The 26,788-nt window shown below is 74.6% G+C and carries 23 protein-coding genes and 2 riboswitches; of the genes, 15 read left to right on the top strand and 8 right to left on the bottom strand.

Translation table 11 applies throughout. The annotated features are described in order from the left end of the window. Positions 1–324, top strand: a 324-nt coding sequence (locus IEZ10_RS35185; RefSeq protein ID WP_189250831.1) for a DUF4097 family beta strand repeat-containing protein, incomplete at its 5' end; no start/stop codon positions are given. Positions 325–386: 62 nt separating this feature from the next. Then, positions 387–1,616, top strand: a complete 1,230-nt coding sequence (locus IEZ10_RS35180) for a serine hydrolase domain-containing protein (RefSeq protein ID WP_189250830.1) — start codon at positions 387–389, stop codon at positions 1,614–1,616. A 195-nt stretch (positions 1,617–1,811) separates the two neighbouring features. Here IEZ10_RS35180 and IEZ10_RS35175 read toward each other — a convergent pair whose 3' ends face one another. From IEZ10_RS35175 to IEZ10_RS35165, 3 genes are read right to left on the bottom strand one after another with little or no spacing between them, the layout of a single operon-like run. Beyond that, the gene (locus tag IEZ10_RS35175; protein ID WP_189250829.1) at positions 1,812–2,657 is read right to left on the bottom strand and encodes a hypothetical protein; all 846 of its coding nucleotides are present in this window, start codon (positions 2,655–2,657) and stop codon (positions 1,812–1,814) included. 52 nt (positions 2,658–2,709) lie between these two features. Beyond that, entirely contained in the window at positions 2,710–3,834 is a 1,125-nt protein-coding gene (locus IEZ10_RS35170; RefSeq protein ID WP_229811962.1) for a FecCD family ABC transporter permease, read from the bottom strand. Beyond that, positions 3,831–4,790 (bottom strand): FecCD family ABC transporter permease, encoded by a 960-nt coding sequence (locus IEZ10_RS35165; protein WP_229811961.1) that lies wholly within the window; start codon positions 4,788–4,790, stop codon positions 3,831–3,833. Before IEZ10_RS35165 ends, IEZ10_RS35170 begins: the two co-directional genes overlap by 4 nt. A 233-nt stretch (positions 4,791–5,023) precedes the next feature. On the opposite strand from IEZ10_RS35165, the gene IEZ10_RS35160 reads away from it, so the two are divergent. Next, complete coding sequence (locus IEZ10_RS35160) at positions 5,024–6,076, top strand: ABC transporter substrate-binding protein (RefSeq protein WP_189250828.1); 1,053 nt, start codon at positions 5,024–5,026, stop codon at positions 6,074–6,076. Positions 6,077–6,249: 173 nt separating this feature from the next. Beyond that, positions 6,250–7,257 (top strand): lytic transglycosylase domain-containing protein, encoded by a 1,008-nt coding sequence (locus tag IEZ10_RS35155; RefSeq protein ID WP_189250827.1) that lies wholly within the window; start codon positions 6,250–6,252, stop codon positions 7,255–7,257. 89 nt (positions 7,258–7,346) lie between these two features. Here the strand turns inward: IEZ10_RS35155 and IEZ10_RS35150 are convergent, their stop codons facing one another. Further along, positions 7,347–8,981, bottom strand: coding sequence for an alpha-amylase family protein (locus IEZ10_RS35150; RefSeq protein WP_189250826.1), 1,635 nt, complete (start codon positions 8,979–8,981; stop codon positions 7,347–7,349). Positions 8,982–9,300: 319 nt separating this feature from the next. Between IEZ10_RS35150 and IEZ10_RS35145 the strand changes: the two genes are divergently transcribed. The 8 genes from IEZ10_RS35145 to IEZ10_RS35110 all read left to right on the top strand — a co-directional run bounded on the left by IEZ10_RS35145 (position 9,301) and on the right by IEZ10_RS35110 (position 16,857). Beyond that, complete coding sequence (locus IEZ10_RS35145) at positions 9,301–10,245, top strand: ribose-phosphate diphosphokinase (RefSeq protein WP_189250825.1); 945 nt, start codon at positions 9,301–9,303, stop codon at positions 10,243–10,245. A 101-nt stretch (positions 10,246–10,346) separates the two neighbouring features. Continuing rightward, positions 10,347–10,928, top strand: coding sequence for an AAA family ATPase (locus IEZ10_RS35140; RefSeq protein ID WP_189250824.1), 582 nt, complete (start codon positions 10,347–10,349; stop codon positions 10,926–10,928). 91 nt (positions 10,929–11,019) lie between these two features. Then, positions 11,020–11,169: riboswitch (adenosylcobalamin (AdoCbl) riboswitch) on the top strand. After that, positions 11,170–11,361, top strand: a complete 192-nt coding sequence (locus IEZ10_RS35135; RefSeq protein ID WP_189250823.1) for a CbtB domain-containing protein — start codon at positions 11,170–11,172, stop codon at positions 11,359–11,361. It begins immediately after the preceding riboswitch. An 8-nt stretch (positions 11,362–11,369) separates the two neighbouring features. Next, on the top strand, positions 11,370–12,182 hold the full coding sequence (locus IEZ10_RS35130; protein ID WP_189250822.1) for a CbtA family protein: 813 nt from the start codon (positions 11,370–11,372) through the stop codon (positions 12,180–12,182). A gap of 5 nt (positions 12,183–12,187) precedes the next feature. Continuing rightward, positions 12,188–12,751, top strand: coding sequence for a histidine phosphatase family protein (locus IEZ10_RS35125; protein WP_189250821.1), 564 nt, complete (start codon positions 12,188–12,190; stop codon positions 12,749–12,751). Next, a complete protein-coding gene (locus IEZ10_RS35120) occupies positions 12,751–14,835 on the top strand; it encodes a magnesium chelatase subunit D family protein (protein ID WP_373287450.1) in 2,085 nt (694 codons plus the stop codon). Before IEZ10_RS35125 ends, IEZ10_RS35120 begins: the two co-directional genes overlap by 1 nt. 1 nt (position 14,836) lies before the next feature. Then, positions 14,837–15,433: a cob(I)yrinic acid a,c-diamide adenosyltransferase gene (cobO, locus tag IEZ10_RS35115; protein ID WP_189250819.1), complete on the top strand. Its 597-nt coding sequence runs from the start codon at positions 14,837–14,839 to the stop codon at positions 15,431–15,433. Positions 15,434–15,441: 8 nt separating this feature from the next. Next, entirely contained in the window at positions 15,442–16,857 is a 1,416-nt protein-coding gene (locus IEZ10_RS35110; protein ID WP_189250838.1) for a cobyrinic acid a,c-diamide synthase CobB, read from the top strand. On the opposite strand, the gene cobN is transcribed toward IEZ10_RS35110, so the two are convergent. Next, the gene (cobN, locus tag IEZ10_RS35105) at positions 16,812–20,471 is read right to left on the bottom strand and encodes a cobaltochelatase subunit CobN (RefSeq protein WP_189250818.1); all 3,660 of its coding nucleotides are present in this window, start codon (positions 20,469–20,471) and stop codon (positions 16,812–16,814) included. The two genes, IEZ10_RS35110 and cobN, sit on opposite strands and share 46 nt — an antisense overlap. 34 nt (positions 20,472–20,505) lie before the next feature. Then, positions 20,506–20,699, bottom strand: a riboswitch (cobalamin riboswitch). A 159-nt stretch (positions 20,700–20,858) separates the two neighbouring features. On the opposite strand from cobN, the gene IEZ10_RS35100 reads away from it, so the two are divergent. The 3 genes from IEZ10_RS35100 to IEZ10_RS35090 are packed head-to-tail and all read left to right on the top strand — an operon-like array spanning position 20,859 to position 24,096. Further along, positions 20,859–21,971 (top strand): ferredoxin-like domain-containing protein, encoded by a 1,113-nt coding sequence (locus tag IEZ10_RS35100; RefSeq protein WP_229811960.1) that lies wholly within the window; start codon positions 20,859–20,861, stop codon positions 21,969–21,971. Further along, positions 21,968–22,588 carry a precorrin-8X methylmutase gene (locus tag IEZ10_RS35095; RefSeq protein ID WP_189250816.1) on the top strand — a complete coding sequence of 207 codons (621 nt, stop codon included), beginning with the start codon at positions 21,968–21,970 and terminating at the stop codon, positions 22,586–22,588. Before IEZ10_RS35100 ends, IEZ10_RS35095 begins: the two co-directional genes overlap by 4 nt. Positions 22,589–22,593: 5 nt before the next feature. After that, entirely contained in the window at positions 22,594–24,096 is a 1,503-nt protein-coding gene (locus tag IEZ10_RS35090; RefSeq protein WP_189250815.1) for a precorrin-2 C(20)-methyltransferase, read from the top strand. Positions 24,097–24,157: 61 nt separating this feature from the next. Here the strand turns inward: IEZ10_RS35090 and IEZ10_RS35085 are convergent, their stop codons facing one another. Genes IEZ10_RS35085 through cbiE form a run of 3 tightly spaced genes read right to left on the bottom strand, consistent with a single transcriptional unit; the run spans position 24,158 to position 26,777 of the window. Further along, positions 24,158–24,886 carry a cobalt-precorrin-6A reductase gene (locus tag IEZ10_RS35085; protein ID WP_189250814.1) on the bottom strand — a complete coding sequence of 243 codons (729 nt, stop codon included), beginning with the start codon at positions 24,884–24,886 and terminating at the stop codon, positions 24,158–24,160. Continuing rightward, the gene (cobM, locus tag IEZ10_RS35080; protein WP_189250813.1) at positions 24,871–25,614 is read right to left on the bottom strand and encodes a precorrin-4 C(11)-methyltransferase; all 744 of its coding nucleotides are present in this window, start codon (positions 25,612–25,614) and stop codon (positions 24,871–24,873) included. Before cobM ends, IEZ10_RS35085 begins: the two co-directional genes overlap by 16 nt. After that, positions 25,611–26,777, bottom strand: a complete 1,167-nt coding sequence (cbiE, locus tag IEZ10_RS35075; RefSeq protein WP_189250837.1) for a precorrin-6y C5,15-methyltransferase (decarboxylating) subunit CbiE — start codon at positions 26,775–26,777, stop codon at positions 25,611–25,613. The genes cobM and cbiE overlap by 4 nt, the downstream gene beginning before the upstream one ends. Positions 26,778–26,788: the final 11 nt, after the last annotated feature.

Here is a 26,788-nt window from a genome sequence, read left to right as displayed (position 1 = left end):
TACCACCAGATCAAGCTCGACGAGACCGCGAGCCTCCACCTCACCGCCACCGACGGCGACGTCGAGATCGGCCGGCTGGGCGGCCCCGCACAGATCAGCACCGCACGGGGCGACATCACCATCGCCGAGGCCACGGGCGGCACCCTCGTGCTCCGCACCCACTCCGGCGACATCTCGATCACCGCCGCCGCCGGCGTCTCGGCCGCCCTGGACGCCGGCACCACCCACGGCCGCATCGCCAACGGTTTCAAGAACGACGGCACCGCCGAACTCGACGTCCACGCCACCACCGCCAGCGGCGACATCACCGCCCGCAGCCTCTGACTCACAGCCGATCCGCGGCACCCGGGACCGGCACCCCTTTATTGCGCTTGAGGAGATTCATGATGGAACAGGTGAACGGCGGCTTCTCGGCGACGGGGCTGCGCAGGCTGCATGACGTGCTGACCCGGCATGTCGAGTCGGGAAAGATTCCCGGGCTCGTCGCCCTGTTCAGCCGGGGTGAGGAGACGCACGTCGAAGCGCTCGGGACGATGCGTCACGACGGTGGCGCGCCGATGCGCCGGGACACGGTCTTCCGGATGGCCTCCACCTCCAAGCCGGTCTCGATCGCCGCGGCGATGGTGCTGCTGGACGAGTGCCGGCTGCGGCTGGACGACGTGGTGGACCCGTGGCTGCCCGAGCTGGCCGACCGCCGGGTGCTGGTCCGGCCGGACGCCGAGCTGGACGACACCGTGCCGGCCCGCCGCCCGATCACCGTGCGGGACGTGCTGACCTCCACCTTCGGCCTCGGCATGGACTTCACCGCGCTGGGCAAGCCGATCATGAATGCGATCTTCGAGCAGGGGCTCACCCCCAACCTGCCGGTCGAGGTGCCTGAGCAGGACGAGTGGATGCGCCGCCTGGGCGCGCTGCCGCTGGCGTACCACCCCGGCGAGCAGTGGCAGTACCACATCGCCAGCGACCTGGTCGGTGTGCTCGTCTCCCGGGTCAGCGGCCAGTCGTTCGAGGAGTTCCTGCGCGAGCGCATCTTCGAGCCCCTGGGCATGACCGACACCGGCTTCCACGTGCCCGCCGACCGGATCGACCGGCTGCCGCCCCTGTACGCCCCCGACCCGGCCACCGGCGAGTTCCTCGTCTGGGACGAGCCCCAGGACGGCCGCTGGAGCAAGCCCCCGGCGTTCCAGGGCGGCGGTGGCGGCCTGGTCTCCACCGCCGACGACTACCACGCCTACTTCCGGATGCTGCTCAACGGCGGCGTCCACAACGGCCGGCGGATCCTGTCCCGCCCCGCCGTGGAGCTGATGACCACCAACCGGCTCACCCCGGAGCAGAACGCCGCCCGCACCGCCCTGGCCACCGGAAACGTGCACATCTCCTTCGGTCAAGGACAGCAGGGCGGCTGGGGCTTCGGGATGGCGGTGCGCACCTATCGCGGCGACTACGCGCCCGTCGGCCAGTTCGGCTGGGACGGCGGCAGCGGCACCTCGGCCTACGCCGACCCGGCCAACCGGCTCACCGGCATCCTGCTCTGCCAGCTCGGCTACTCCGTCCCGAACCCGGCGCACCTGATGAACGACTTCTGGACCACGCTCTACCAGGCCCTCGATGACTGACCCCGGACCCTCACCCGGGAGGCTCGTCCCACAAAGGGGGCGGGCCTCTTCGCACATCCGGCTACAGGTCGATGACGTCGATCCGTACGGCGCGGTCGCCCGGAACGACGATGGGATCGGCGACCTCGACGCGTCTCGATGCGCCGTACGCCACGTGTCCGCGGTCCGGGGCCACCGGGCGACGGCATCCAGGGACTACCGGACGCAGCAGGTGGAGCAGGGGTCGGCGTCCGGGAGGGTGACCCACAGGCAGCAGGTGCGGCGGCGGTAGCCGTCGCCGTCCGGGACCAGCAGGCCGTCCACGGGCGGTCCTATCTCGGTGAGCAGCCTGGTCACGTCGTCCCGGGGGACGAGGGACAGCAGCGGGTGGGTGACGGCCTCGGCCGTCGAGCCCCACAGGGTGCGCTCGCCGACCCTGGTCTGCGCGCAGAGCGCGCGGATCAGGGGGTGCTGGCCGTCGAGGAGCGCTTCCCGGATGGCAGAGGCCAGGTCGGGGACGACGGTCGTCCCGGGGGCGCCGGCCAGCGGGTCGCCGGGGAGCACCGCGACGGTCACCGCGGTCGCCGCGATCGTCACCCCGGCGTCCGACGGCCTGACCAGCGTGTCGGCGAGGCGCATCAGCGGCACCCGCCGTTCCAGCGCCCAGCCCAGCACCATCGGCAGCGTGTTCCAGTAGGTGTAGGTCTTCCACAGCAGGGCCGCGGCCACGTGCCGCGGCGCGCCCCACCGCTCCGCCGTCTCGTCCACCAGGGCGAGCAGCGGCCCGTACGGTTCCCGTGCCAGCTCGGGGACGGGGATCCACCCCGGTGAGTCGTCGGCCACCAGACCGGGCGGCACCCCGAGGACGCCTCCCCGCTCGCCGGCCAGGCCGCGGAGGTGCTCCGACAGGGCGGGCAGCGGGACCGTGCCTCCCTCAAGCGGCGACAGCGCGGTCGGCATCATCCCTCCCTCGTGCGGCACCCGGTGATCGGACAGGGTGGCCGGCGGGACCGTGCCTTCCTCGTGCGACGTCCGGGGCTCCGGCGGAGCGGTCAGCGGCATCGTTCCTCCCCCGTGGGATGTCCGGCATTTCTGCTGAAGAGCTGAAAAATGGTCATATCCGGCCTGCTCTCCGTCCGGCGGCGAGCAGCCAGACGAGGTAGCCGCCGCCGAGCAGGCCGGTCAGCACGCCGACCGGGAGCTGACGGTCGTCGAACAGCCGTTGCGCGGCCCAGTCGGCGCAGACCAGCAGGGCCGCGCCCGCGAACATCGAGGCGAGCGGGCCAGGGCCCGGCGCCCGGGTGGTCCGCCTGGCGAGCTGGGGCGCGGTGAGCGCCACGAAGGCCACCGGTCCGGCGGCGGCCGCCGCGAAGGAGGCGAGCAGCACGGCCGCCGCCGACAGGGTCAGGCGCAGGGCGTTGAGCCGCACGCCGAGGCCGAGCGCCACATCGTCGCCCATCTCGGTGACCGCCAGCGCCCGCGCGCAACCGAGCGCCACCGGGACCAGCACCGCCATGGCGACGAGCAGCGGCAGGGCGTCCTTCCAGCCCCGGCCGTCCAGGCTGCCGGTGATCCACAGCAGGGCGCGCGCCGCCTCCATGAGCTGGGCCCGGGTCATCAGGTAGCCGTTGACGCCGGTGAGGATGGCGGCGGCGCCGATGCCGGCCAGCACGAGGCGGTGCCCGTGCACGCCGTTCCGCCATGTCAGGGCGAGCAGCACGGCTCCGGTGGCGATGCCCCCGGCCGCCGCGCCGGCCGCGAGCGCGAGGCTGCCGCCGCCCGCGACGACCACGACGAGCGCCCCCGCGCTGGCGCCCTGGGTGAGGCCGAGCAGGTCGGGGCTGCCGAGCGGGTTGCGCACGAGCGACTGGAGGAGGGCTCCGGCCAGGGCCAGGGCGGCACCGACGAGCAGGGCGGTCACCAGGCGGGGCAGCCGGAGCTCGTTGACGATGAAGTCCTCGGCGGGCGTGCCGCCCCCCGTGAGGATCCGCACGACGTCGGACGGGCTCATCGGGTCGTCGCCGCCGCCGAGGGTGAGCACGGCGGCGACGAGCGCCAGCAGCGCCCAGCAGGCGCCCGCGATCAGGGCCCGCGGCCGGAAGGCCACGGAGCGGTCCCCCGGGAACCGCAGGACGGCCGCCGGACCGCTCCGGACCAGGCGCGGTCCGGGCGCGGGGTCGTCCTGCATCGTCCGCGGGTCGTTCGCGGAGCCGTCGCGCGCGGAACGGGTGGGGATCACAGCTGCGCCGTCCTGGTCCGGCGGATGAGGTACAGGAAGAACGGGCCGCCCAGCACCGCGGTCACGATGCCGGCCTGCAACTCGCCGGGCCGGGCCAGCACCCGGCCGAGGACGTCCGCGCCGAGCAGCAGCACGGGCGCGAGCACCGCGCAATAGGGCAGCAGCCAGCGCAGGTCCGGGCCGGTCAGCGCCCGTACCAGGTGGGGCACCATGAGCCCCACGAAGACGATCGGCCCGCAGGCCGCGGTGGCCGCCCCGCACAGCAGCGTGACCGCCACGATCGAGGCCGTGCGGATCCGCGCGGGGCGGATGCCCAGCGCGCGGGCGGTGTCATCGCCGAGCGAGAGGGTGCCGAGCGGGCGGGCCAGGGCCAGGGCGAGCAGCAGGCCCGCCCCGATGAACGGCAGCACCTTGGCGACGGTCTCGGGTTGCGCGCTGGCCAGCGAGCCGACCGTCCAGAGGCGCATCCGCTCCAGCGAGCCGCTGTCCAGCAGCATCACCGCGCTCACGTAGGAGTAGAGCGTGGCGTTGAGGGCGGCTCCGGCCAGCGCCAGCCGGGCCGGGGTCGCCCCGCGCCCTCCGCCGACCGTGTGGATGAGCACCGCGACGGCCGCGGCGCCGGCCAGCGCGAACCACACGTAGCCGTCGAACGTGGCCACCCCGAGGAAACCGGCGGCCGTGGCCACCGCGGCCGAGGCGCCGGCGTTCACCCCCAGCAGCCCGGGGTCGGCGAGCGGGTTGCGGGTCAGCGCCTGCATCAGGCCGCCGGCCGTGCCCAGGGCCGCCCCGGCGAGCAGGCCGAGCAGGGTGCGCGGCAGGCGCATCCCGTGTACCACGGTGGACGCCGCCGAGTCTCCGGCCACGAGCCCCTGCCACACCTCGATCGGGGAGAGCTGCCTCGCGCCGAACCCGATGCTGAGCACCAGTACGGCGAGCAGCACGAGGACGGCGCACACCAGGCCGGCGGCCCGCGCCGCGTTCCGGGCCCCGGGCGCACGCCTCCGGACCGCCCGCTGAGCCGTCGCGGCGGGCGGCGCGGCCGGTGGGACCTCGGCGGGTTCGGTGACAGGCAGGGCGGGCTCCGGTGTGACGGGGGGTGGATGCGATGTCCCCTCTGGACAGGTTAGGTTAACCTAACCAAAATCTCCTTTAGGTTAGCCTAACCGAACTCATGAGAGAAGGCCGGATCATGCCCAATCCCGGGGTCGTCTCCCGAATGTCCCGCCGCGGGCTCCTCACCGCGGGCGGCGCCGCCGCCCTCGGTGTCCTGCTCGGCGCCTGCGGCGGGAACGACGGGGGATCCCCGTCCGCCGCACCCTCAGGAACCGGGAACGGCGCCGCGGGCGGGCCGTGGTCCTTCACCGACGACCGCAAGCAGGCGGTCACCGCCGCCGCGGCCCCCTCGCGCATCGTCGCCTTCACCGGCACGGCGGCGGCCCTCGCCGACTTCGGCCTCTCCCAGAAGATCACCGGCGTCTTCGGCGAGACCGTCCGCAAGGACGGCACGCCCGACCCCCAGGCCGGCTCCCTGGACGTGGGCAAGGTGGAGATCCTCGGCAACGCCTGGGGCGAGTTCGACATCGAGAAGTACGCCGCCCTGCGGCCCGACCTGCTGGTCACGCACATGTACGACCCCGGCGCCCTCTGGTACGTCCCGGACGAGAGCAAGGACAAGATCCTGAAGCTCGCCCCCAGCGTCGCCGTCACGGTCGCGCGGGTCCCTCTCACCGAGCCGATCAAGCGGTACGCCGAGCTCGCCGCGTCGCTCGGCGCCGACCTCGGCGCGCCGCAGGTCACCGCCGCCAAGGCCCGCTTCGAGGCCGCCGCCGAACAGCTGCGGCGCGCGGTGGCCGAGAATCCCGGGATCAAGGTCATGGCCGCCTCCGGCAGCCCCGACCTGATGTACGTGTCCAACCCCGAGGTCAACACCGACCTGATCTACTTCGCCGAGCTCGGGGTGGACATCGTCCGCCCGGAGAAGCCCGACACCGGCGGCTACTACGAGAGCCTGAGCTGGGAGAACGCCGACAAGTACGACGCGGACCTGATCCTGCTCGACAACCGCTCCACCGCCCTGCAGCCGGCCGACCTCGCCGCCAAGCCCGCCTGGACCCGGCTGCCCGCCGTGAAGGCGGGCCAGGTCGCCTCCTGGGACACCGTGCCCCGCTTCTCGTACGCGGGCGCCGCTCCCCTGCTGGAGAACCTGGCCAAGTCCGTGAGCGAGGCCAAGAAGGTCCGCTGACCCGCGCGGACATCCGTACGGCGGAGCGCCCGGAAGCCCGGCCGCACGGCCACGGCGTCCGGCCGGGACGGTCCGGGACGGCGACGGGCACCCGGGACGCCCGCCGTACGGCGCGCCGGACCGTCCGCCGGGTTTCCGTGATCCACCGGCTCGGTGGCGGTAGTTTGTCCGTCATGGACAGCGGTACGGAGATCGGCCGGCGCCGGGGGCGCCTCGTGTCCTGGACCGCGTTGCTCGCCGTCGCCGCGCTCGCCGCCTGCGGCGCGGACCCCGCGGGCACGGCCGCGGCGGCCCCGTCCGCCCCGGCGTCCGCCGCGGAGCGGACCCCGCCGCCCTCGCCGTCCACCGGGAAAACCGGGGAGAGCGGGGAAGCCGGAGGACGGGCGGCGGCGCCGTCCGCGTCACCGGACGAGGTGGCCCCGCCTGCTCCGGACGAGCGGATCCCCCGGGACCCCGCGAAGCTCGCCGAGGCGCTGGAGACCACCACGCGGCGGCTCCACGACGCCATCGACGACTGGACCGGCGACGGCGGGACCGCGAAGGGCGGCCCGCCGCGGGCGGTCGTGCTGCAGGCGCTGTACCAGCAGCGGATCTACCGCTTCACCGCCCGCAACCCCGGCGTGGCCTCCCGCGCCTTCGCCAGGCTGCCGGCCCGGCTCGCCGCCGAGGCCCGTGACAACACGACCGCCATCCGCGGGCTGCTGGAGCTGGCCCACCCGGTCAAGGACGCCTCGAAGTTCCGCATCGAGGAGCCGCCGGCCGCGTCCGCCCTCCTCCGTCACTTCAAGAAGGCCGAGCGCCGGTTCGGCGTCGAGTGGGAGGTCCTGGCGTCGGTGATGTTCGCCGAGACGAAGTTCGGCCGGGTGCGGTCGCCGAGCTACGTGGGGGCGCAGGGGCCGATGCAGTTCATGCCGGGAACGTGGAAGGCGTACGGCATGGGCGGCGACGTCCACGACCCCGGGGACGCCGTCATGGCCGCCGCCAACTACCTGCACGCCTCGGGCGCGCCCCGCGACTACCGGCGGGCGCTGTACGCCTATAACCACTCCCGGGCGTACGTCGACGCCATCCTGCTGCACGCCCGCCAGATCAAGCGGGACCCGCGCAACTACTACGCGTACTACAACTGGCAGGTGTTCGTCATCACCACGAAGGGCGAGCGCCGCATCAGCGGCCCCTGACCCGGCGCACCCGCCCGCCGTACGCTTCGCCCCCGGGCCGGCCGGCGCGGCCGGGACGGTCCGGGGGCGGCGGCCGGCCTCCGAGGGCCTCACGGGTCACGGCGCAGCCGGATCCAGCGGAAGCCGTAGCCGTTCAGGTCGAGCGCGCCGAGATCGACCTCGGAGCCGTAGTCGGTGTCGGCGGTGATGTTCAGCGGCGTCCCGTCCTGCTCCGGCTGCGGGTCCACCGCGACGCGGCAGGGCTCGGAGCCCAGGTTGTGCAGGAACAGCATGGCCCCGGAGGGGGAGGTCGCGCGGTGCACCAGCACGTGCGGCGGTCCCGCGTCGAGGACCTCGTGGTGGCCGGTCCCGATCTCCTTGCACTCGCGCAGCGTGTGCAGGATGCGTTCGAACCACATGAGCAGGCTGTCGGGGTCCCGCCGCTGGTCGGTGACGTTGACCCTGTCCACCGCGTAGGGGCCCTCGGTGATCAGCGGTGTGTCGGTCGTCTCGCAGGAGGAGAAGCCGGCACCGGGCGTGCCGGACCACTGCATCGGGGTGCGGATGGCGGTGCGCTCGGGCAGGGACAGGTCCTCGCCCATGCCGATCTCGTCGCCGTAGCGGACCACCGGCGTGCCCGGCATGGTGAACTGCAGGCTGTAGGCCATCCGCAGCCGCCGCTGGTCCCCGTCGAGCATCGGGGCCAGCCGCCGCCGGATGCCGCGCTCATAGAGCTGCATGTCGGGGTCGGGGCCGAACGCGGCGAAGACGTCCCGCCGTTCCTCCTCGGTCAGCCGGCCCAGGTCCACCTCGTCGTGGTTGCGCAGGAAGGTGGCCCACTGGGCGTGCTGCGGCAGGTCCGGCAACTCCCGCAGGACGTCGCGGATCGGCTGCGCGTCCCGGCGGGCCAGGGCCAGCATGACGGCCTGGTTGAGGCGGAAGGCGAAGACCATGAGGATGCGGCTGGCGCTGCCGTCGGCCTGTCCGAAGTACTCCAGCAGCTCGTCGTCGGCCACGTTGGCCTCGGCCAGCATGACCGCGTCGCCCTTCTGCCACGACAGGGTGTCGCGCAGGTCGCGCAGGAACTCGTAGTCGCGGCGGTAGTGGCGGCCGGGCGTCTTGTCCTCGATGAGGAACGGCGCGGCGTCGATGCGGAACCCGGACACCCCCAGCCGCAGCCAGAACGCCGCGATCTTGCGGATCTCCGCCCGCACCTGGGGGTTACCGGTGTTGAGGTCGGGTTCGAAGCGGTAGAAGCGGTGCCGGTACCAGGCGCCGGCCTTCTCGTCGTAGGACCACGACTCGGGCTCCACGTCGGGGAAGACGGCGCCGCGCCACCGGTCGGCGGGCTCCTCCTCGGACCAGACGTACCAGTCCCGGAACGGGGAGTCGGGGCTGGACCGGGCCGCCTGGAACCAGGGGTGCTCGTCGCTGGTGTGGTTGACGACGAGGTCGATCATGATCCGCAGCCCCCGCTCGTCGGCCTGGTTGAGCAGTTCGGCGAAGTCCCCCATGCTGCCGAAGCGCGGGTCCACGCCGTAGTGGTCCACCACGTCGTAGCCGCCGTCCCGGCGGGGGGAGGGATGGACGGGGCTGAGCCACAGGGCGGTGACGCCGAGCCGGGACAGGTAGTCCAGCCGGCCGATGAGTCCGGGCAGATCGCCGAACCCGTCGTTGTCGGAGTCCTGGAAGGTGCAGACGTCCAGCGAGTAGATGGCAGCGTTGCGATACCAGCGTTCCTGCATCCGGAACTGTTTTCCGCACGTGATGAATTAAACGTGAAACAAAGTTTCTTTTCTGGTCGCGCGGGATATCACCTGGTCAGCGGGCCGTCCGATCCGATGCGGCCCGGGCGGGTCCCACCGGCCCGGTGCGGTCCGTTCCGGTCGCGCCGCCCGCCGCGTCGCTTCCGGTGACGACTCGGGCACCAGCCGCGACGGCTTCGGTGCCGGCCGCGACGGTTGAGGCACCGGCTCTCCGGACGAGGACGGCACCCCCTCGGGGGCCTCTCGGGGAGGGGCACCCTCACCGGTGAGGCACCACCTTCACGACGAGGAGCGGCCCGTGCGAGACATCACCGTGTTCGGCGGCAGCGCCCACCCCCGGCTGGCCGCCGCCATCTGCTCGCACCTCGGGACGCCGCCGCACCCGGTCCGGGTCACCCGCTTCGCCAACGACTGCCTGGAGGTGCAGCTGCCGGCCAACTGCCGGGAGCGGGACGTCTTCATCATCCAGCCCCTCGTCCCGCCGGTCCAGGAGAACCTCGTCGAGCTGCTCCTCATGCTGGACGCCGCCCGGGGTGCCTCGGCGGCCCGGACGACCGTGGTGATGCCGCACTACGCCTACGCCCGGTCGGACAAGAAGGACGCCCCGCGCATCTCCATCGGGGGACGCCTGATCGCCGACCTCCTGGTGACCGCGGGGGCGGACCGGGTGCTCACGATGGCGCTGCACTCCCCCCAGGTGCACGGCTTCTTCAGCGTCCCGGTGGACCACCTGCACGCACTGCGCGAGCTGGCGGCGTACTTCCGCCGGTACGACCTGTCCGGCACGGTCGTCGTCTCCCCCGACCTCGGCTACGCCAAGCAGGCCGCGGCCTTCGCCCGTCTCCTGGGCGTCGGCGTCGCGATGGGCGCCAAGCAGCGGCTCAGCGACGACCGCGTCGTCATCGGCTCGGTGATGGGCGACGTCGCGGGCCGGGACGTCATCGTCGTGGACGACGAGATCGCCCGGGGGACGACCGTGCTGGAACTGCTCGACCGGCTCCGCGGGCTCGGGGCCGGTTCGGTGCGGGTGGCCTGCACGCACGGCCTCTTCGCCGCCGGGGCCGTCGAGCGCATCGGTGGCCGGCCCGAGGTCGAGGAGATCGTCTGCACCGACACCGTGCCGGTCCCCGAGGCAGGGGCCGGGTCCGGGCTCCACGTCCTGTCGGTCGCCCCCGCGTTCGCCGAGGCCATGCGCCGCATCCACGACGGCGAGTCGGTCAGCGCCCTGTTCGACGCGCCCTGACCGGCCACGACCCGGCGGTCAGGGGCGGAGGCGGAGCGGCGCGGAACCGGCCACTCGGCCGGGTGCGGAACTTCTCTCCCGCGGATTCGTTGGAACAGATCGTGTCGGTTCCCCTGAAAAACCAGACGTTGCGTTATCCCGCCCGCTCCCTGGTGATCCTGACGGGGCTGCCGGGCGCGGGGAAGAGCACCCTGCTGTCGCGGTTGTACGGCCTCGACGCGGCGGCGAGCGATCCCGTCGTCGTCGGGGGCACGGTGGTGATCGACTCCCACCAGTCGCGCAACCGGTGGGCGGGGCGGCTGCCGTCGGCCCCCGCACAGGTGCGTCGCGCCGTCGTGTTCGCCACCCACGTATGGCGGATCGGTCGCTCGGTCGCCCGCGGGCACCCGGTGATCGCCCACAACCGGGGATGCAGTCCGCTCGTGCTGTACGGATTCGCCTTGCTGGCGCGCCGGGCCGGGGCGCGGCTGCACCTGCTGATGCTCGACGTGGCGCCGGAGACGGCGCTGGCCGGTCAGCGGGACCGCGGCCGGGTGGTGGACGAGGTCACGTTCGACCGGCACCGCCGCCGCTGGGAGGCGCTGGTCGGCCGGGTGCGGTCCGGGAGACCGGTTCCGGCCTCGGGGGTGACGGTGATCGACCGGAGCGTCGCGAGCCGGCTCCGGTCGATCGACTTCGGCTGACCGCCGAGCTCCGGGCCGATCCCCACGGCGGCCTGCGAAGCGATCTCCGGGGCGACCGCTGATATTGACGCGATCGGGGGAAAGATATACGTTCCGGTAGATTTCACGGTTGTCCGAGGGAAATCCGGTGAGATGCCGGTGCGGACGCGCCACTGTATCCGGGACTTAGATCCCGGGAGCCAGGTCGCTCGGGCGATCGTGACCTCACTGATCGGGACGCGTCATCCCTGAGGAGGCACTGATGAGCGACATCTCCGCTCCTTCCGCGATACCCCTGCCGCGCCTGCGCCCCTGGCTGCTGCTGGCCGTACCGGTGCTGCTGCTGGTCGCCTACCTGGTTCTGATGGACAACGGCGCGGTCTCGCAGACCGGCACGTTCCTCCACGAACTCATGCACGACGGGCGGCACCTGCTCGGCGTGCCCTGTCACTAGGGGCGGAAATGGTTCGCACCCTGGTGGTCAGGGGCCTGCTCATAGGGCTCCTGGCCGGATTCGTCGCGGGCACGTTCGCCTTCGTCTTCGGAGAGCCGCGCGTGGACGCCGCCATCGCCCTGGAGGAGGCCGCGGCGGCGGCCGAACCCGAACCCGCGTCCGCGTCCGCCGGGGAGGCGGGCCACGACCATGCCGAGGCGGCGGGTCACGACCACGGCGAGGCGGCGGGTCACGACCACGGCGAGGGGGCCGCCGTCAGCCGGCCCGTGCAGAAGGCCGGGCTCTTCCTCGCGACCGGGCTGTACGGCCTGGCCGTGGGCGGGGTGTTCGCCCTCGTGTTCGCCGGCCTCCGCGGCCGGTTCGGGCCCCGCGATGACGGCGCGCTGGCACTCGCCTCGGCGGCGACGGCGTTCGTCGCGGTCATTCTTATCCCCTTCCTGAAATATCCGGCCAACCCACCGGCGGTGGGCGATCCCGAGACCATCAACAGCCGGACGGCCCTGTACGTGGTGATGATCATCGTCGGGCTGGCGGCCGTCGCGGTGGCGGTGGCCACCGCCCGAAGGGTCACCGCCGGACCATGGCAGCGCCGGGTGGCGGCCGGCGTCGCGTTCCTGGTGCCCGTCGTCGCGGCGTGGCTGCTGCTGCCGGCGGTCGACGAGGTTCCCGAAGGGTTCCCCGCCTCGCTGCTGTGGAACTTCCGGCTGGCCTCGCTGGGCACGCAGCTCGTCTTCTGGACGGCCTTCGGCGTGCTGTTCGGCTGGGTCAGCGACCGGGTGGCGGGGCGGCCCGCGCTCTCGCCGGCCCCGTCGGGCGGCTGAACGGGATGCTGTTCGTCCGGCAGGCCGGCACGCCCGGCACGCGTTCGGCATGCTTCCCGACGGACGAGCCCGCCGACGCGGCGAGCCTGCGGAAGGCGGAGAGGCTCCGGAAGGAGAGGCCTGGCCCCGCCCTGGCGGCGGCCGTGACCTGGGTCGCGCCGGTCACGGCCGCACGGCAGACCGCCGCCGCTCTCGGGAGCGAGGCGATCGACGCGCCGGAGCTCGCCGAGGCGGACGCCGGTCGCTGGCGCGGCCTGCCGTACGCGAAGGTCGCCGAGACGGAGCCGGACGGCCTCGCCGCGTGGCTCGGCGACCCGCGGGCGGCTCCGCACGGCGGGGAGAGCCTGGCCCGCCTCGCCGCCCGGGTGTCCGGGTGGCTCGACGCCGCCGCGGCCGAGGCCGTCGTCATCTGCGACGTCGGGGTCATCAGGGCGGCGCTGGGCCACGCGCTCGGCCTCGGCCCGCTGGAGACCGCGCGGTTCGACGTGGCGCCGCTCTCGACCACCGAACTCGTCCCCGTACGCGGCGGCTGGCGCGTCGCCCACGTCAACCGGAAGGTCATCACGTGATCGCCACCTATCCCTTCAGCGCGGTGGTCGGCCTCGACGACCTCAAGCTGGCGCTGATCCTCAACGCCGTCTCCCCGCGGGTGGGCGGGGTGCTGGTGCGCGGAGAGAAGGGCACCGCCAAGTCGACGATCGTGCGGGCGCTGGCGGCCCAGCTGCCGGTCGTCGACGTCGTCCGCGGCTGCCGCTTCGCCTGCGACCCGGCCGCTCCCGACCCCGGCTGCCCCGACGGCCCGCACGCTCCGGACGCTCCGGACACGGAGCGGGTACGGCGGGCGGCGTCGCTCGTGGAGCTGCCGGTCGGCGCCTCGGAGGACCGGCTGGTCGGCTCCCTGGACGTCGAGCGGGCGCTCACCGAAGGGGTGAAGGCGTTCGAGCCCGGCCTGCTGGCGGCCGCGCATCGCGGGGTGCTCTACGTCGACGAGGTCAACCTGCTGCACGACCACCTGGTCGACCTGCTGCTCGACGCGGCCGCCCTGGGGACCTGCTACGTCGAGCGCGAGTCGGTGTCGGTACGGCACGCGGCCCGTTTCCTGCTGGTCGGCACGATGAACCCGGAGGAGGGCGAGCTGCGGCCGCAGCTGCTCGACCGGTTCGGGCTGACCGTCGAGGTGAAGGCGTCGCGTGATCCGGACGAGCGGGCCGAGGTGGTCCGCCGGAGGCTGGCCTTCGAGTCCTCGCCCGCCGGATTCGCCGAGCGGTGGGCCGGGCAGGAGGCGGAGCTGGCGGGACGTGTCGCCGCGGCACGGGAGCTGCTCGCCTCGGTCCGCCTGCCCGACGCCCGGCTGCGGCAGATCGCGGCCGTCTGCGCGGAGTTCGAGGTGGACGGCCTGCGCGCCGATCTGGTCACCGCCCACGCCGCGATGGCGCACGCGGCCTGGCACGGCCGGGCGAGCGTTGAGGTGGAGGACGTCCGGGCCGCGGCGCGGCTGGCCCTGCCGCACCGGCGGCGGCGCGACCCGTTCGACGCGCCGGGACTGGACGAGAACACGCTGGAGGACGTGCTGGAACGGACCTCCGGGGACGGCGGCGACGAACCGCCCCCGGGACCTCCCGGTGGAGCGCCTCCGGAATCCGGTCCGCGCGACCCTGGTGGAACGCCTCCGGAATCCGGTCCGCCAGACCTCGGGGGGACGCCTCCGGAATCCGGTCCGCACGGACCGGAGGGCCCGGGAGAGTCCACCGCCCGGGAGCCGGAGCGGTCCCGGGGGCCGGAGGAGTCCGCCGCCCGGGGGTCGGAGGAGTCAGCCGCCCGCGATCCGGGATCGGCCGCCCCGGGGCCCGGACACTCCTCCCGGGAGACGGCGGGCGCCGCCGCGCCCTACCGGGTGCGCCTGCTGGCCGTCCCCGGCGTGGGCGAAGGAGCCGCCGGACGCCGCTCGCGGGCACGCACCGGACGGGGCCGGAGCACCGGCTCCCGCCTGCCGGAGGGCAGGGCCCGCGACCTGCACGTGCCCGCGACCCTGCTGGCCGCGGCCCCGCACCAGGCGCGGCGGGGACGGCGGTCGGCCGGGCTGCTGCTGCGGGCGGGCGACCTGCGGGAGAAGATCCGCGAGGGCAAGGAGGGCAACCTCGTCCTGTTCGTGGTCGACGCCAGCGGCTCGATGGCCGCCAGGAAACGCATGACCGCGGTGAAGACCGCCGTGCTGAGCCTGCTGCTGGACGCCTACCAGCGCCGGGACAAGGTCGGCCTGGTCACGTTCCGGGGTGACTCGGCCCGGCTCGACCTGCCGCCGACGTCGTCCGTGGAGGCGGGCGCGGCCCGGCTGCGGGCGCTTCCGACCGGGGGCCGCACCCCGCTGGCCGCGGGGCTGGTGAAGGCCGCGGAGGTGCTGCGCCTGGAGAGCATGCGCGATCCCGCGCGGCGCCCGCTGCTGGTCCTGGTCACCGACGGGCGGGCGACGGCGGGAGGGGACGTGGAGCGCGCCGCCGGGTCGCTGCGGGGCGTGGCGAGCGTGGTCGTCGACTGTGAAAGCGGCCCCGTCAGGCTCGGCATGGCGCGGCGGCTGGCGGTCCTGCTGGGTGCGCCCGCCGTACCGCTGGACGATCTCGGATCGGTGGTCCGCGACCACCGGAAGGCGGTGTGAGATGCCCCAGGGCAAGCCGGACATCGTGCCGGACGACGGCCTGACCACGAGGCAGCGGCGCAACCGGCCGCTGCTGATGGTCCACACCGGGCCGGGCAAGGGCAAGTCCACCGCGGCCTTCGGGATGGCGCTGCGCGCCTGGAACCAGGGCTGGCCGGTCGGGGTGTTCCAGTTCGTGAAGTCCGCCAGGTGGCGGGTGGGCGAGGAACGCGCGCTGCGGGTCCTGGGCGACAGCGGCGAGGGCGGCACGGTGGCCTGGCACAAGATGGGCGAGGGCTGGTCGTGGATCCAGCGGCCGGGCGCCGACCACTCCGACGACGCCCGCGAGGGCTGGGCGCAGATCAAGCGCGACCTGGCGGCCGAGACCTACCGCTTCTACGTGCTGGACGAGTTCACCTACCCGCTCAAATGGGGCTGGCTGGACCTCGACGACGTGGTGGAGACGCTCACCGGCAGGCCGGGCGCGCAACACGTCGTGATCACCGGCAGGGACGCCCCGGAACGGCTGGTCGAGGTCGCCGACCTGGTGACCGAGATGGGCAAGGTCCGCCATCCCATGGACGCCGGGCAGAAGGGGCAGAAGGGCATCGAGTGGTAGTTCCCCGGCTGGTCGTCGCCGCGCCCGCCTCGGGCAGCGGCAAGACGACCGTGGCCACCGGACTGATGGCCGCCCTGCGGGGCCGGGGTCTGCGGGTCTCGCCCCACAAGGTGGGGCCCGACTACATCGATCCCGGCTATCACACGCTGGCCAGCGGGCGTCCGGGACGCAACCTCGATCCGTGGCTGGTGGGCGAGGAGCGGATCGTGCCGTTGTTCCTGCACGGTTCCCGCGGCGCCGACCTGGCCGTCGTCGAAGGGGTCATGGGGCTGTTCGACGGCCGGGGCGGCACGGACTTCGCCTCGACGGCGCACGTCGCCCGGCTCCTGGACGCGCCGGTGGTGCTGGTCGTGGACGCGGCGAGGCAGAGCCGGTCCGTCGCGGCGCTCGTGCACGGCTTCACCACCTTCGACCCGCGGGTACGTGTGGGCGGTGTGATCCTCAACCGGGTCGGCTCCGACCGGCACGAGGAGATGTGCCGGGCGGCGCTGGCCGGCGTGGCGCCCGTGCTGGGCGCGCTCCGGCGCGACGACGCCGTCGAGACGCCGTCCCGCCACCTCGGGCTCGTTCCCGCGGCCGAGCGGGCCGGGGAGGCGGCCTCCGCGGTCGCCCGGCTGGGCGGGCTCGTCGCCGGTTCCTGCGACCTCGACGCGCTGGTACGGCTGGCCGCGAGCGCGCCCCCGCTGCCCGGCCCCGCCTGGACGCCGCCGGAACCGGCCGGCGCCCCGGGGACCACGGGCTCAGGGACCACGGGCTCAGGGACCACGGGCTCAGGGACCACGGGCCCGGTGGCCGGGCGGGTCACGGGCTCGGATGCCGGGCGGTCCCCGCGATCCGGGCCGGTCGTCGCCGTCGCCGGGGGAGCCGCCTTCACCTTCGGCTACGCCGAGCACGTGGAGCTGCTGCGCGCCGCCGGAGCGGAGGTGGCCGTGTTCGACCCGCTGCGCGACGAGCACCTGCCCGAGGGCACCGGAGCCCTCGTCATCGGCGGGGGCTTCCCTGAGATCCACGCGGCCGGGCTCGCGGCCAACGAGGCACTGCTCCGCGAGGTCGCGGCATTCGGCGGGCCGATCGCCGCCGAATGCGCCGGGCTGCTCTACCTGTGCGAGGAACTCGACGGCCGGCGCATGTGCGGGCGCATCCGGGCCAGGGCGCGGATGACGCCCAGGCTGACCCTCGGTTACCGGGAGGCCGTTGCCGGGCCGTCCCTGCTGACCCGCCCGGGTGAGCGCTACCGCGGTCACGAGTTCCACAGGACCGCCGTGGACCCGCCCGGCGAGCCGCTGTTCCGCTGGGAGGGCGGCGCCGGCGGCTACGGCGACGCCCTCCTGACCGCCTCCTACCTGCACCTGCACTGGGCGGGCGTGCCGGAGGCGGCTCAGCGGCTGGTGTCGTCCTCCAGGTCGCCCTCGGTCCTGAGGTAGACCTCGTGGAGACCACGTATGACGTCCGGGTCCGGGTGCTCCCACATGCCGCGCTCGGCGGCCTCCAGCAGGCGCTCGGCGATGCCGTGCAGCGCCCAGGGGTTGGACCGCGCCATGAACGCCTGGTTCTCCGGGTCGAGCACGTAGGTCTCGGCGAGCCTGTCGTACATCCAGTCGGCCATGACCCCGGTGGTGGCGTCGTAGCCGAACAGATAGTCCACGGTCGCGGCCAGCTCGAAGGCGCCCTTGTAGCCGTGGCGCCGCATCGCGGCCAGCCACCGGGGGTTGACCACGCGGGCGCGGAAGATCCGCGAGGTCTCCTCCGAGAGGGTCCGGGTGCGGACGGCGTCGGGCCTCGTGCTGTCGCCCACGTAGGCGGCGGGAGCCCTGCCGGTCAGCGCCCGCACGGTGGCGATCATTCCGCCGTGGTACTGGAAGTAGTCGTCGGAGTCGGCGATGTCGTGCTCGCGGGTGTCGACGTTCTTGGCGGCGACCGCGATGCGGCGGTAGGCGCTCTCCATGTCGGGACGCGCGGGCACGCCGTCCAGGTCGCGGCCGTAGGCGTAACCGCCCCACACGGCGTAGACCTCGGCCAGGTCGGCGTCGTCGCGCCAGTTGCGGCTGTCGATCAGCGGCAGCAGCCCGGCGCCGTAGGCGCCGGGCGCCGAGCCGAAGATGCGCAGCGTGGCCCGGCGCTCGTCGCCGTGGCTCTCGGCGCGCACGTGGGCGCGGACGTAGTTGTCCTCGTCGGCCTCCTCCAGCCCCGCGACAAGCCGTACGGCGTCGTCGAGCAGGGCGACCACGTGCGGAAAGGCGTCGCGGAAGAAGCCGCTGATGCGCACCGTCACGTCGATCCTGGGACGGCCGAGCTCCTCCGGCGGAACCGGCTCCAGACCGGTGACACGCCTGGACGCCTCGTCCCACCGGGGCCGTACGCCGAGCAGGGCCAGGACCTCGGCCACGTCGTCGCCCGCCGTACGCATGGCGCTGGTGCCCCACACCGAAAGGCCCACCGAGCGCGGCCACTCGCCGTGGTCGGCGCGGTAGCGCTCCAGCAGCGAGTCGGCCATGGCCTGCCCGGTCTCCCAGGCGAGCCTGCTGGGCACCGCGCGCGGGTCGACGGAGTAGAAGTTGCGCCCGGTCGGCAGCACGTTGACCAGGCCGCGCAGCGGCGAGCCGCTGGGTCCGGCGGGCACGTAACCGCCGTCGAGGGCGTGCAGCACGTGGTCGATCTCGTCGGTCGTACGGCTCAGCCGGGGCACGACCTCGGTGGCCGCGAAGTCCAGGACGCGGGTGACGAGCGGGACGCGGTCCCCGGCCCCGGCGTCGGCGGACGCGACGCTCACGGCCCCGACGTCTGCGGACCCGGCGCCGTGGGACGCGACGCCGGCGGACGTGAGCACGGTGCCCGCCACCTCGGCGGTGGCGGCCGGGTCCCAGCCGCGCTCCTCCATCGTCTCGACGAGCGTCCTGGCCACCGCCTCGACGCGGTCGACCTCGCCCAGCGCGGCGCTGCCGTCCTCGGCGAGCCCGAGCGCCTCACGCAGGCCGGGCAGCGTCCGAGCGCCCGCCCACATCTGCCTGGCGCGCAGCATCGCCAGCACCAGGTCCACCCGCGCCGGGCCCTCCGGGGCCTGGCCGAGCACGTGGAGGCCGTCGCGGATCTGCGCGTCCTTGACCTCGCAGAGCCAGCCGTCGACGTGCAGCAGGAAGTCGTCGAACTCGGCGTCGTGCGGCCGGTCGGTCAGGCCCAGGTCGTGGTCGAGCCTGGCCGCCTGGATCAGCGTCCAGATCTGCGCCCGGACGGCGGGGAGCTTGGCCGGGTCCATCGCGGCGATGGAGGCGTGCTCGTCGAGCAGCTGCTCCAGCCGGGCGATGTCGCCGTAGGTCTCGGCCCTGGCCATGGGCGGCACCAGGTGGTCGACCAGGACGGCGTGCGCCCGCCGCTTGGCCTGGGTGCCCTCGCCCGGGTCGTTGACCAGGAACGGGTAGATGAGGGGCAGGTCGCCGATCGCGGCGTCGGTGCCGCAGGAGGCGGACATGCCCGCGGACTTGCCCGGCAGCCATTCCAGGTTGCCGTGCTTGCCCACGTGCACCATGGCGTGCGCGCCGAAGGACGACGACAGCCAGCGGTAGGCGGCCAGGTAGTGGTGGCTCGGCGGCAGGTCGGGGTCGTGGTAGATCGCGATCGGGTTCTCGCCGAAGCCGCGGGGCGGCTGCACCATCACGACCACGTTCCCGGCGCGCAGCGCGGCCAGCACGATGTCGCCCTCGTGCACGAACAGCTCGCCGGGGGGCGGCCCCCAGTGGCGCTCCATCTCCTCGCGCAGGTCCCCGGGAAGGGTGGCGTACCACTCCGCGTAGTCGGCGGCGGCGATGCGGATCGGGTTGCCCGCGAGCTGCTCCTCGCTCAGCCAGTCGGGGTCCTGGCCCCCGGCGGCGATCAGGGCGTGGATCAGCGCGTCGCCGTCCTGCTCGGCCACCCCCGGGAACCCCTCGCCCAGGTCGTAGCCCGCCTCGGCGAGCCGGGCGAGCAGGCGCACGGTGCTGGCGGGGGTGTCGAGGCCGACGGCGTTGCCGACGCGCGAGTGCTTGGTCGGGTAGGCCGACAGCATCACCACCAGGCGGCGTTCGGCGGGCGGGGTGCGGCGCAGCAGGCCGTGCCGTACGGCGATGCCGGCCACCCGGGCGGCCCGCTCGGGGTCGGCGACGTAGACGGTCAGCCCGTCGGGGTCGATCTCCTTGAAGGAGAACGGCACGGTGATGACGCGTCCGTCGAACTCCGGGATCGCCACCTGCGAGGCCGCGTCCAGCGGGGAGAGGCCGTCGTCGTTCTCCTCCCACGCCTTCCTGCTGCTCGTCAGGCAGAGACCCTGCAGGATCGGGACGTCGAGCCGGGCGAGCGCGCCGACGTCCCAGGCCCCGTCGTCGCCGCCCGCTCCGGCCGCCGCCGGGTTGGAGCCGCCCGCCGCCAGCACGGTGACGACCAGCGCGTCGGCCTGGCGCAGCGTTTCGAGCAGGTCCGGCTCCGCCGTGCGGAGGGAGGAGCAGAAGACCGGGAGCGCCCGGCCGCCCGTGTCCTCGACGGCCCGGCACAGGGATTCGACGAAGGCGGTGTTGCCCGCCATGTGGTGGGCCCGGTAGTAGAGCACCCCGACCACCGGGCCGGTCGTGCTCGCCGCCTCGCGTTCCAGCAGGCCCCAGGCGGGGGTCGGCAGGGGCGGTTCGAAGCCCCGGCCGGTCAGCAGCACGGTGTCGGTCAGGAAGGCGTGGAGTTCCGCCAGGTTGGCGGGGCCTCCGTGGGCCAGGTAGGAATGCGCCTGCGCGCAGACGCCGCCGCTGACGGTGGACAGCTCCATCAGTTCGGCGTCGGGGGCCTGCTCGCCGCCCAGGACGACGATCGGCCGGGGCCCGGCCAGCAGCGCGTCGAGGCCCTCCTCCCAGGCGCGGCGCCCGCCCAGCAGGCGCACCACGACCAGGTCGGCGCCCTCCACGAGGCCGGGGATGTCGTCGGCCAGGAGCCTGGCCGGGTTGCCGAGCCGGTAGCCGGCGCCGCTGGCCCTCGCGCTCAGCAGGTCGGTGTCGGACGTCGACAGCAAAAGGACTGTGGGCACGCGGGTGTCCTCCCTCGGGGTCCTCGCCCCGGTCGCGGGTGTCGCGACGGCCGGAGTCTCCTGGCTCCCGGATCGACGCTCACCCCGGCCTTCCCTGTGACAGTGGCCTGCGGTGGGGTTCGCTCCCCGGTGACAGTGGCGGGACCGCGCCGGACTCACACCGGCTTCCTCCTGACCTTCGCCTTCGGCAAGCCTATGACAGGGAGATCAGCCATGACCATCCGCGATTTTCCCCCGGACGGGCGCACCGCGCGGACGCGTCCGGACGGGGCGCCACGTCCTGACGTACGAGAACGTTCGGGACGTTCTGACGTACGGGAACGTCCCGGCGGGCGGACCGGTCCTGACGGGCGGGCGCGTCCCGACACCTGTCCGGGGACGATCCAGGTGCACCAGGCCGCCGACGGCCCGCTGGCCCGGGTGCGCACGCCGGGCGGCATCCTCACCGCGCCGCAGCTGCGGGAGCTGGCCGGCTGCGCCCGCGACCTCGGTTCCGGGGTGATCGAGCTGACCTCGCGCGCCAACGTGCAGGTCCGCGGCCTGCGGGACCCCGCCGCCTTCGCCGCGCGGATCGCGGAGGCCGGGCTGCGGCCGTCGGCCACGCACGAGCGGGTGCGCAACATCGTCGCCGCGCCGTCGGTGGACGGGGCGCTCGTGGCCGGGCTGGACCGGTCCCTGTGCGCCCGGCCCGAACTGGCCGGGCTGCCCGGCCGGTTCCTGTTCGCGCTGGGCGACACCGGGCTGGTCGCCGACGTGGCCTCCATCGGTGGCCGGCTGCTGCTGGCCGGGCACGAGGTGGACGGCGTGCCGGGCACGGCCGACGGCCTGCTGGAGGCGGCGGTCGCCTTCCTGCGGCTGCGGACCGACGAGTGGCGCGTCTCCGAACTGGCGGACGGCCCGGCGAGGATCGCCGCCGAGCTGGGCGGGACACCTGGCGCGTACCGGCCGCCCCGTCCTCCGGAGCGGCCCGCCGGGCTGGTGGAGGCGCTGGTGCCGCTGGGCCGCCTCACCCCGGAACAGGCCCTGGCGCTCGCCGGCCTCGCCGAGCGGGCCCCGACGCTCGCCGAGCGGGCCCCGACGCTCGCCGACCCCGCAGAGCGGCCCCCGGCACTCACCGGCCCCGCCGGGTGGTCCGTCGCACTCCCCGGCCCCGCCGGGCGGGCCACCGCACCCCCCGGCTTCCCCGGTGCCGAGGTACGGCTGTCGCCGCGCCGTACCGTCCTCGTGGCGGACCGCCCCGGCGCCGGAGACGCGCTGGAGGCGGCCGGGCTCGTCACCGACCCGGACTCCCCCTGGGTGGGCGTGACCGCCTGCGCGGGGCGGCCCGGATGCGCCAGGGCCCTGGCCGACGTGCGGGCCGACGCCGCGCGCTGGGTGCACCGGCGCCACACCGGATTGCCCGTGCACTGGGCGGGCTGCGAGCGGCAGTGCGGGCTGCCGCCCGGCCGGGTCGTGCGGATGGTGGCCACCGCGGACGGATACGAGGAAAGGCATCAGTGACCGACTACATACGCGACGGCGCCGAGATCTACCGGCTGTCGTTCGCCACGATCCGCGCGGAGAGCGACCTGGGCGGCCTGCCGCCCGAGGTCGCCCGGGTGGCGGTACGGATGATCCACGCCTGCGGCATGACCGACCTGGTGCGCGACCTGGCCTGGTCGTCCGGGGCGGTCGTCCGGGCCGAGCGGGCGCTGCGCGCGGGCGCGCCCGTGCTCTGCGACGCCATGATGGTCGCCTCCGGCGTGACGCGCCGCCGTCTCCCGGCGGACAACGAGGTCATCTGCACGCTCGGCGACCCGCGTGTGCCGGAGCTGGCCGAACGCCTGGGCACCACGCGCAGCGCCGCCGCCCTGGAGCTGTGGCGGGACCGGCTGGAGGGCTCCGTGGTCGCGATCGGCAACGCGCCCACGGCACTGTTCCGCCTGCTGGAGCTGGTCGCCGAAGGCGCCGGGCGTCCGGCGGCGGTCCTGGGGATCCCGGTCGGTTTCGTCGGCGCGGCCGAGTCCAAGCAGGCCCTGGCTGAAAGCGATCTTGAGTATCTGGTGGTGCACGGCCGCCGCGGCGGCAGTGCGATGACGGCGGCGGCGATCAACGCCATCGCGAGCGAAGTGGAGTGAGTCACATGTCGGGACGCCTGTACGGCGTCGGCCTCGGGCCCGGCGACCCCGAACTGGTCACCGTCAAGACAGCCCGGCTGATCGGCGAGGCGGACGTGGTCGCCTACCACGCCGCGCGGCACGGGCGCAGCATCGCCCGGTCCATCGCCCTGCCGTACATGAGGGAGGGGCAGGTCGAGGAGCTGCTGCAGTACCCGGTGACCACGGAGACCACCGACCACCCGGGCGGCTACCAGGGGGCGCTCGACGACTTCTACGCCGGGTGCGCGGCCCGGCTCGCCGCGCACCTCGACGCGGGACGGACCGTGGTGGTGCTGAGCGAGGGCGACCCGCTCTTCTACGGCTCCTACATGCACATGCACAAGCGGCTGGCGCACCGTTACCCGACCGAGGTGGTGCCGGGCGTCACCTCGGTCAGCGCCGCGTCGGCGGCGCTCGGCCGCCCGCTCGTGGAACGCGACGAGGTGCTGACCGTGCTGCCCGGCACGCTGCCGGGCGAGGCGCTGGCCGAACGGCTGCGCGGCACGGACTCGGCGGCCGTCATGAAGCTGGGACGCTCCTTCACCAAGGTCCGCGACGCCTTCGCCGAGGCCGGACGGCTCGACGACGCCTGGTACGTCGAGCGGGCCACGATGGGCGGCGAGCGGGTCGCGCCATTGAAGGACGTGGACCCCGAGGGGGTGCCGTACTTCTCCCTGGCGCTGCTGAGCAGCCCGGCGGAGCGCGCCTTCGTGCCGGAACCCGCGCCGGAACCCGTGCCGGAACCGGCCCCCGCCGCCGCGGCCGGGGAAGTCGTCGTGGTCGGGCTCGGCCCGGCCGGGCGGCCCTGGCTCACGCCGGAGGCCCAGGACGCGCTGTCGACCGCCACCGACCTGGTCGGGTACGGGCCCTACGTGGACCGGGTCGAACCGAACCCGCGCCAGCGGCGGCACCGCACCGACAACCGGGTGGAGGCGGAGCGGGCCAGGCACGCGCTGGAGCTGGCCGGTGAGGGGCGGCGCGTCGCGGTGGTCTCCTCGGGTGACCCGGGGGTGTTCGCGATGGCCAGCGCGGTCCTGGAAGCCGCGGCCGACTTCCCGGACGTGCCGGTGCGGGTGGTGCCGGGACTGACGGCCGCCCAGGTGGTCGCGGCCAGGGCGGGCGCGCCGCTCGGGCACGACCACTGCGTGATCTCGCTGTCCGACATCCTCAAGCCGTGGGAGGTGGTCGCCGAGCGCCTGTCCGCCGCCGCGCGGGCCGACCTGGTGCTGGCGATCTACAACCCGGCCTCGCGCAGCCGTACGTGGCAGCTGTCCGCCGCGCGTGACCTGCTGCTGGAGCACCGTGACCCGGGCACTCCGGTGGTGATCGGCCGCGCCGTCGGCGGTCCCGACGAGAGCGTCACCGTCACCTCGCTCGGCGAGCTGGATCCGGCCGCGGTGGACATGCGCTGCCTGCTCATCGTCGGCTCCTCCACCACGCGCGTCACCGGCGCGGGCGTGGTCTACACGCCGCGCCGCTACCCCTGAGCCCGGCCCGCGGCCACACGCCGCGCCGCCGCCCGCGGGTCCGGCCCGCGGGCGCGCCCCGCTACCCCTGAGCCCAGTCCGCGGCCTCGGCCACGGTGCCGACGCAGAGTTGATCCGGTGGCGGCGGCGGCCGGTCCACCATGATCACCCGGATCCCGGCCCGCCGCGCGGCGACGAGCTTCGCGGTGGTCATGGAGCCGCCGCTGTCCTTGGTGACGAGGACGCCGAGCCGGTGGTCGCGGATGAGGGCCAGCTCGCCCTCCACCGTGTACGGCCCGCGGCTGAGGATCACGTGGACGTTGGCCGGGACCGGCGGCTCCGGCGGGTCCACGGATCTGGCCAGGAACCAGGCATCGGATGAATGACTGAAAACCGGCAGGCTGCGGCGGCCGGTGGTGAGGAACACCCGGTCGCCCGCGCCGATCGACTCGGCGGCCTCCCGCAGCGTGGGCACCCGTAGCCAGGCGTCCCCCGGCCCCTCGTGCCAGCCGGGCCGCCGCAGGATCAGCAGGGGGACGCCCGTGCGGGCGGCGGCCTCCACCGCCGACGCGGTCATCCTGGCCGCGAAGGGGTGGGTGGCGTCCACCACCGCGTCGATCCGCTCGGCGCGCAGCCAGGCCGCCAGCCCGTCGGGGCCGCCGAATCCGCCCTCGCGGACCTCCCCGATGGGCAGGCGCGGGTCGGTGACCCGGCCGGCCAGCGACGAGACGACGCGCACGCCGCGCTCCGTCAGCTCGCCGGCCAGGGCGCGGGCCTCCGCGGTGCCGCCGAGGATCAGGACGCGCCGCACGCGCGGTCCCGCTCGGCGCTGTAGAGGTGGCTGCCCGGGAACTGGCTCGCCGTGAGCGCCCGGCCCACGACGATCACCGCGGTGCGCCGGATCCCCGCCTCCCTCACCTGCTCCGCGATGCCGGACAGTGTGCCGCGCAGGATGACCTCGTCCTCGCGGCCGGCGTAGGCGACCACGGCGACCGGGCAGTCCCCGCCGTAGTTCGGCAGCAGTTCCGCCACGACGGCGTCGACGCGCTGGACGGCCAGGTGCAGCACCATCGTGGCGCGGCTGGCGCCCAGCGTCGCCAGGTCCTCGCCGGGCGGCATCGGGGTGGCCCTGGCCGAGGTCCTGGTGAGGATGACCGTCTGGGCGACCCCCGGGACCGTCAGCTCCCGCCTCAGGGAGGCGGCCGCCGCGGCGAAGGCGGGCACGCCGGGCACCACCTCATACGGCACGCCGAGCTCGTCGAGCCTGCGCATCTGCTCGGCCATCGCGCTGAAGATCGACGTGTCGCCCGAGTGCAGCCGGGCGACGTCCCGGCCGCAGGCGAGCTCCTCGACGATCTGGTCGAGGGTGAGGTCGGCGCTGTCGACGAGCCGGGCTCCGGGCGGGCAGGCGTCGAGCAGCTCGCGCGGCACCAGGGAGCCCGCGTACACGCAGACCGGGGCCTTCTGGAGGACGCGCAGCCCCCGTACGGTGATCAGGTCGGCCGCGCCTGGGCCGGCGCCGATGAAGTACACGGTCATGGGGTGTCCTTCCTGACGGACCAGACGGTGACGGGCATCGCCGCGCGCCAGCCGGTGAAGCCCCCGACGGGCGAGGCACGTTGTACGGCCAGGCGCACGAGGTCGCCGCCGAGCCTGCCGTACCAGCCCGCCACGACCGCCTCGGACTCCAGCGTGACGGCGTTGGCCACCAGCCGGCCGCCCGGCGGCAGCGCCGCCCAGCACGCCTCGACGAGGCCGGGCACGGTGACGCCGCCGCCGACGAAGACCGCGTCGGGACGGGGCAGCCCGTCCAGCGCGGCGGGCGCCCCGCCCTCGACCACCCGCAGGGCGGGCACACCGAGGGCGCCGGCGTTGCGCCGGACACGGGCGGCCCGCTCGGGACGGCTCTCCACGGCGACCGCCCGGCAGGACGGGTGCGCGCGCATCCACTCGATCGCGATGCTGCCCGCGCCCGCGCCCACGTCCCACAGCAGCTCGCCGGGGAAGGGCGCGAGCCGCGACAGGCTCACCGCGCGGACCTCGCGCTTGGTCAGCTGGCCGTCGTGTTCGAAGGCGTCGTCCGGCAGGCCCGGCACCCGGGCGAACGGCCGCGAGCCGGGCGCGGCCACGCAGTCGATCGCGATCACCTGCAGGCCGCTCTCGACGCCCACCGCCTCCGTCGGCGCGCCCAGGTCGGACAGGACGACGACCCGGCTCGGGCCGTACCCGGCCTCGTCCAGCGTGTCGCCGACGACGCCGGCGGAGCCGCCCAGCACCAGGACGCGGCGGCCGGGCTGCAGGGCGGCGCGAAGGGCGGCGGGCGGCCGGCCGACGAGGCTGACGACCTCGACGTTCTCCACCGGCCAGCCCAGCCGGGCGCAGGCCAGCGACACCGACGACACGTGCGGCAGCACCCGGACCCGCTCGGCCCCGACCAGCCGGACCAGCGTGGAGCCGATCCCGTGGAACATCGGGTCACCGCTGGCCAGCACGCACACCGCCCGGTCCGGCAGCGAGTCCAGCAGACCGGGGAGGTTCGGCAGCAGTGGCGACGGCAGCGGGACGCGCTCCGCGCCCGTCTCGGGCACCAGGGCCAGCTGGCGGGCGCTGCCGACCACGACGCCGGCCGCCTCCACGGCGCGGCGCGAGGCGGGGACCAGCCCGTCCCAGCCGTCGGCGCCGATGCCCACGACGGTGATCACACGTCGCCCGG

Source organism: Streptosporangium pseudovulgare (genome assembly GCF_014648055.1).
Lineage (GTDB): Bacteria > Actinomycetota > Actinomycetes > Streptosporangiales > Streptosporangiaceae > Streptosporangium > Streptosporangium pseudovulgare.
The sequence above is the reverse complement of the archived record's forward strand: the minus strand, read 5'-3'. Positions and strand labels throughout refer to the sequence as shown.

Coding starts and splice junctions, on each gene's coding strand:
- IEZ10_RS35135 (WP_189250823.1), top strand. CDS start 11,170: ATGAGCGACATCTCCGCTCCTTCCGCGATACCCCTGCCGCGCCTGCGC.
- IEZ10_RS35180 (WP_189250830.1), top strand. CDS start 387: ATGGAACAGGTGAACGGCGGCTTCTCGGCGACGGGGCTGCGCAGGCTG.
- cobO (WP_189250819.1), top strand. CDS start 14,837: ATGCCCCAGGGCAAGCCGGACATCGTGCCGGACGACGGCCTGACCACG.
- IEZ10_RS35150 (WP_189250826.1), bottom strand. CDS start 8,981: ATGCAGGAACGCTGGTATCGCAACGCTGCCATCTACTCGCTGGACGTC.
- IEZ10_RS35160 (WP_189250828.1), top strand. CDS start 5,024: ATGCCCAATCCCGGGGTCGTCTCCCGAATGTCCCGCCGCGGGCTCCTC.
- IEZ10_RS35125 (WP_189250821.1), top strand. CDS start 12,188: ATGCTGTTCGTCCGGCAGGCCGGCACGCCCGGCACGCGTTCGGCATGC.
- IEZ10_RS35175 (WP_189250829.1), bottom strand. CDS start 2,657: ATGCCGCTGACCGCTCCGCCGGAGCCCCGGACGTCGCACGAGGAAGGC.
- IEZ10_RS35130 (WP_189250822.1), top strand. CDS start 11,370: ATGGTTCGCACCCTGGTGGTCAGGGGCCTGCTCATAGGGCTCCTGGCC.
- IEZ10_RS35090 (WP_189250815.1), top strand. CDS start 22,594: ATGTCGGGACGCCTGTACGGCGTCGGCCTCGGGCCCGGCGACCCCGAA.
- IEZ10_RS35155 (WP_189250827.1), top strand. CDS start 6,250: ATGGACAGCGGTACGGAGATCGGCCGGCGCCGGGGGCGCCTCGTGTCC.
- cobM (WP_189250813.1), bottom strand. CDS start 25,614: ATGACCGTGTACTTCATCGGCGCCGGCCCAGGCGCGGCCGACCTGATC.